This is a genomic window from Sulfitobacter sp. 1A15258 (assembly GCF_043557045.1).
GTDB lineage: Bacteria > Pseudomonadota > Alphaproteobacteria > Rhodobacterales > Rhodobacteraceae > Sulfitobacter > Sulfitobacter faviae.
Window position 1 is genome coordinate 1 of sequence record NZ_JBIFFK010000025.1, and the last position, 4,933, is coordinate 4,933.

A 4,933-nucleotide genomic window follows, 5' to 3' on the forward strand; every position below is an offset into this window, starting at 1 on the left:
CGCCGCGGCAGCGGTCGCACCGCCATCACCCCGGTTGACCGTCTGGCGATCGTCGGCACCCACGGCATGGGCGCCCTCATCTATCGTCCAGAAGAGCGCGTGGTCGGCCCGAACAGCGTCGACCTCGAGTGGTTCGCCGATCTCGCGACCAGCATGGCCGAAGACGCTTCCGTGGAGGACCTCCGCAAGGCCCGCGCGGCGGCCGGCGGCTCTGCCGGCGCCCGGCCGAAACTCGTGGCCCTACTCGATGTGGAGACCGGCCGCGTGCGCGACCATCGGCGAACCCCGGAGCGCGGCGAACGGCAGGTGCTGATCAAGCACCGGGCGACAACCGACAGCCCGACCGCGATCGAAGAGGAAGATGCCTACGCGAGGATGGCGCGGGCGGCCGGTATCGCCATGCCCTGGACGATGGTGCTGCGCTCTGGGCGCGGCGATGCTTTCTTTGCCGTTGAGCGCTTTGACCGCACAGGCGCCGGACGGGTGCATATGCATACCGCCGCCGGCATGCTCGACGTCGACTTCCGCCAGCCGTCCACCGATTACGAGAACCTGCATAAGCTGGTGCGTTGGACCACCCGGCATGCTGGAGATCAGGACGAAATGTTCCGCAGGATGGCCTTCAACGTCCTCGCCCACAATCGGGATGATCACCTAAAGAACCACGCCTTCCTGATGGACGCTGGGGGCGGTTGGCGCTTGTCGCCGGCCTACGACGTCAGCTTCTCCGACGGGCCCGGCGGCGAGCACCATCTCGCCATCGCCGGAGAGGGGCGCCAGCCCGGCAGGAAGCATGTAGAGGCAGTCGGGCAGGCGCTCGGGATGAAACCCGCAGCGATCGCCGCGCTCATTGATCCGGTTCGCGCCGCCATCGCCGACTGGCCGCGACACGCAGACGCCGCCGGAGTTCCGTCGCGGCGCGCCAAACAGATCGCCGGCTACTTCGCCACGTAAGGCCGGGTTGCGAGACAACGGTGTTCCCCCCCTCCGCACATTCAGGTGCCGACACAAGGAAACATCCACCGCATGCGCGATGGCGAGGAAATCGTGTGTCGTGTTCAGACAGACCTCGGCATTGAGACGCCCTATATTCTTTGTACTCCGGTCTTCCCTCGCGCCGCCTGGGGCGCATTAATTCCAAAACTGCATGTGCCAATTCATCTGGATGGCGTTCCGCACATCATAGCCATGTCGCAATTGGTTGCTATCCTAGGCGCACAAATCGGCTCTGTCATTGGTGACGCGTCGGTTTGGCGCGACGAGATCGTTGCTGCCATTGATCTCTTGGTTTCTGGGTTTTAGCGAATAGCAGCAGAACCTTTGGTTCTCAGTCCGACGCATTCATCCAAAAGAAACCTATCAACATTCACCGGCAGAGGCTGGGGCTGGGGCTGGGGACGGCTCTGCCTCGTCTTGCTTTTCGCGCAAAATATCACCTGAGGAAATCGCGTCACGATGGGGGGAAATTGCGTCAAAACGGGGGGATTTTGCGTCAAACCACCGGGAAATTGCGTCAGAACGCGGGGATTTTGCGTCACATATCCTGTAAGTACTTGTACTCAAACCAAAATACACGCGGCTTTGAATCAAGAGAATTAAGAAACCCTTGAAAGAGCCCGTGCCGGGCAGTTTTGGAGGGTTTGTTAGAGCTCTCCCCTTCCTAAAGAAAACTCATCCGAGGTTTTGGCGCAGCCCCAGCGGTGCCTATGTGCTCTGGAGAGCTTCGCAAAAAGGGTCCCTGCCCTCCTTCGGCGAGGAACAGGAGATACCAATGCCAGAAAGTATAATTGAAACCATCGCCGCTGAGCGAGGCTACTCAGCGACTGAATTGTCGGCTGCGCATGAAGCCTTTCGGCGCAAAGAGCGCCTCTCGCACCCTGCGGGCAAATTCGACAAAGCCGGAGTGTTCCACCTTGAAGAGCGCTGCGACTGCTGTGATGGCCTGCGACGCCCCTGCCCCGCCCGTCCATACTTGGAAATGCATCACGCACGCTCTCTCACACATGTAGCACAGCTCTACGATGTGCCTGTGCTTCACATCCGACGCCTGGTGAAAGCAATCACCCTCAGTAGACAGGTCTCATGTACCTCACCTCATGCGCAGCGCCAACTCACAGTGCTGATCAAAAACGTTCTCAGGCCGGTCCTCCCCGACCCCAAAGGCCGAGGAGGACCCGAGATCAAAAGTAATGCGCCAGTTCTTCTAAGCTGAGGTCTGCGTCAAGCGGCCCCGAATGCCCAATGACCACAGCCGTTATAATCCAGACACCAAACCCCACCGCCGTGCGAGGCGCCATCTGCATGGTCTCCATTGCGACCTCAAGTACCCGAACCATTTGCATACCCGCTTCGCTAATCTGACGGGGCGGCGCTCTAAACGCGCTTGCCTCTTGCGGCAAAAGACGCGTCCAATCCTCCTCACTCCGGCTGTTCTTAAGAACACTCAGCGCCTCCGGCCACGCTTGTGAAAACACCGCTGCCGAAGAAATACCATGCTTGCGCGCAAAGGCCCTGAGGCCAGTGGCAAGGACATCCACAACATCATTTGAGTTGTGAATACCTGCGCGGTGCATCTGCTTCGACAACTCCTCAGCACATGTAGGGGCTAAGCGGCGAAACAGCAGTAGCGCGGAAATTTGAGGGCCGGGAATATTTGTCTTACTGGTCATATGAAGTTCTTTCTTTCTAAGAAGAGTGAATGGCACACAGCCCGCCTCCTTCTCGATGTAGGAGAGGCTGAACGACCTGCGCGTCCGCAAAAAGACGCGCAGGGCGATCAGCCCTCAATCGACATCAACCATTTAAAATATCAGTATTTTTAACGTGCAGGGGCGTAGGTCTGCGCGCCGGCCAAATTAATTTGCCAAAAAAGCACTGTTCGACAACCGTCCCCCGAAAAACGTTCCGATATCCCTTCTAAGCCCTGCAGGGCACCGCCCTGCCCCCGCCTACAAAGGAGACCGAAAGACTAAACCATCGCAGAGGCCATATTCAGCGCGCCGCAAAAAATTACCGCGCGCGTTTCCGCCCCAAAGAAAACGATCCCAACTCCTCAATACAGCGCTTTCGCTGCATCCCGAACCGCAAGCCCAAAAGGAGATACCCCATGGCTGCTACCTCTTCGCTCAACACGCTGGACCTCAATGCCACCGGCGAGCGCGTCATGCTCGACTATATCTTAGACGCCCTCAAAACGGCGAACCGAGCCATCTATGATATCCCCCAGCCGTTCCTTCCCCCACACATGAATGCTCAAAACCTCGCTGACTTCCGGCTCCAGAAGATGAACGGCGGGTGGGTCGCAGATATCTATTTCAAAAACGTTCCAACTGGACAACCAGATGCAATAGGAACCCGCGATGCGCATCCCTATAAGACAAAGCAAGAAGCCTTCCTCGCAGGTGCCGAAATGCTATGCACCTTGATTACTGGAACACCAGAACTGCCGTTCACCGCCCTCGGCGACCAGATCATAGGCGCACCAAGATAAAGCACGAAGCCTCACGGGAAGTATCAATATGCGAGGGCCAGTCCTCTCGCTCTCGCATACATACGCACCAATATGAGACACAAACCATCGATCCGAGACACTCAAATTCGATCACGTGCTCAGGCGGAGAGAGCGCCTAAAGAGACCGTATTGAGAATGCATGAAACCGGCTGAACTGCGTCAAAGATGTCTGGTTCAGATGGGCGTCGGTTCGGCATACCACTCTTGTCACGACTTGAATTCCATATCGAAAAGACAGTGAGAACCTCGCAGCAAAATAGTCAAACAATCAATAATATATGCCGACGACCGCCAGAAAATTCTCTCCTGCACACCTGAGTATAGAGTTAAATAAAGGGTCAAAAATCGGTCAAGACAACAGATCTATGTAGCTGAAAAAGGTTAGAAACTCCTTATCAGAAGGGAATATCCGCCAGAACGGCTACGAACTTCCTGAGGTATCCTAGCTAATCAAAGTGCAGCCTCCCACCACACAATAATCCTAAAATTCCATTCCTTTACAAATACTTACGTGTACCTCACCCCTCCATAGGTCCAAAAAGGAGCTTCGATTAGACCATAAAGCTCCCGTCTGTCAAAGCATAAGATCAGCGCACGAGGGCCCCAACAGGCCCTATCAGAAAGGATTCGAGATCGCACAGAAATAGCGGGAAAAGAGTACCATTTTTTCTACTAGATCGGCAGAACGCGAAGACAACATTCGAAGCTATTATTTCAGTTCTGAAGAGGCACCAAGGATATGGTATTCCGCATCCGAGTATCCTCTATATCGCAAAATATAATTTATCCACATAAAATTATTGAACAAATTTACTGCTAATCGCGTTGGACAATTCCAAACTATAATTATTAAGAAGGAGAACGATATGGGAAACGACCTACGCATTAAGGGACTTCTATTCGACGAAGCAGACTTCTCACTTCCGCCAAACTATACGGCAGAAGCGCTGTTTGAGGTGGTCGAAGACCACTGCTTCCAGGAGTTCGATTACGGGTATGACGACCCCTACGCTAATCCGACCTTCGAGCTATTCGGTATGGTATCGGAAAGCTTTGAGAAAGCCACAGACGAAATCGACCACCACTCAATCTGGGTCAAGCCTGGAGTTGGATTCCAGGATATTTTCCTTAAGATAGCTTGCCGTCTAGACGTTCCGGAAACGGTGGCTCTTGAGGCAATTACCACCGGTCAGACAGATGCTCTCGAGGAGGTTCTAAGCCGCCAAATCCGCGCCCATCTTGACGCTTCACAACACTACTCAGCACAAGAGCTAACAGCTTACCTTGCAGATCTCAAATCCACAGCCCTTCTGGGAGCAAGACATGAAAATCATTTTGATACACACGGTGACGAAATGATTATAGACTTTCGGGGTAGAAACTACGGTCCAGGACGACGAATCCTTGTTGAAATAGCATACA

At 54.7% G+C, this 4,933-nt stretch carries 5 protein-coding genes; 4 read left to right on the top strand and 1 reads right to left on the bottom strand.

The genetic code is table 11. From position 1 onward, the window contains the following. Positions 1-954, top strand: a 954-nt coding sequence (locus ACGYK9_RS19045; RefSeq protein ID WP_394415086.1) for a type II toxin-antitoxin system HipA family toxin, incomplete at its 5' end; no start/stop codon positions are given. A 72-nt stretch (positions 955-1,026) separates the two neighbouring features. Continuing rightward, positions 1,027-1,302 carry a hypothetical protein gene (locus ACGYK9_RS19050; RefSeq protein WP_394415083.1) on the top strand — a complete coding sequence of 92 codons (276 nt, stop codon included), beginning with the start codon at positions 1,027-1,029 and terminating at the stop codon, positions 1,300-1,302. 878 nt (positions 1,303-2,180) lie between these two features. Here the strand turns inward: ACGYK9_RS19050 and ACGYK9_RS19055 are convergent. Next, positions 2,181-2,669 (bottom strand): hypothetical protein, encoded by a 489-nt coding sequence (locus ACGYK9_RS19055; protein WP_394415080.1) that lies wholly within the window; start codon positions 2,667-2,669, stop codon positions 2,181-2,183. Positions 2,670-3,106: 437 nt separating this feature from the next. Between ACGYK9_RS19055 and ACGYK9_RS19060 the strand changes: the two genes are divergently transcribed. After that, positions 3,107-3,490, top strand: coding sequence for a hypothetical protein (locus ACGYK9_RS19060; RefSeq protein WP_394415077.1), 384 nt, complete (start codon positions 3,107-3,109; stop codon positions 3,488-3,490). Between the two features lie 887 nt (positions 3,491-4,377). Beyond that, on the top strand, positions 4,378-4,933 hold a 556-nt coding region (locus tag ACGYK9_RS19065), incomplete at its 3' end, for a hypothetical protein (RefSeq protein ID WP_394422691.1).

What these genes read in the sequence shown, in the direction of transcription:
- ACGYK9_RS19050 (WP_394415083.1), top strand. Translation starts at nt 1,027, where the DNA reads ATGCGCGATGGCGAGGAAATCGTGTGTCGTGTTCAGACAGACCTCGGC.
- ACGYK9_RS19055 (WP_394415080.1), bottom strand. Translation starts at nt 2,669, where the DNA reads ATGACCAGTAAGACAAATATTCCCGGCCCTCAAATTTCCGCGCTACTG.
- ACGYK9_RS19060 (WP_394415077.1), top strand. Translation starts at nt 3,107, where the DNA reads ATGGCTGCTACCTCTTCGCTCAACACGCTGGACCTCAATGCCACCGGC.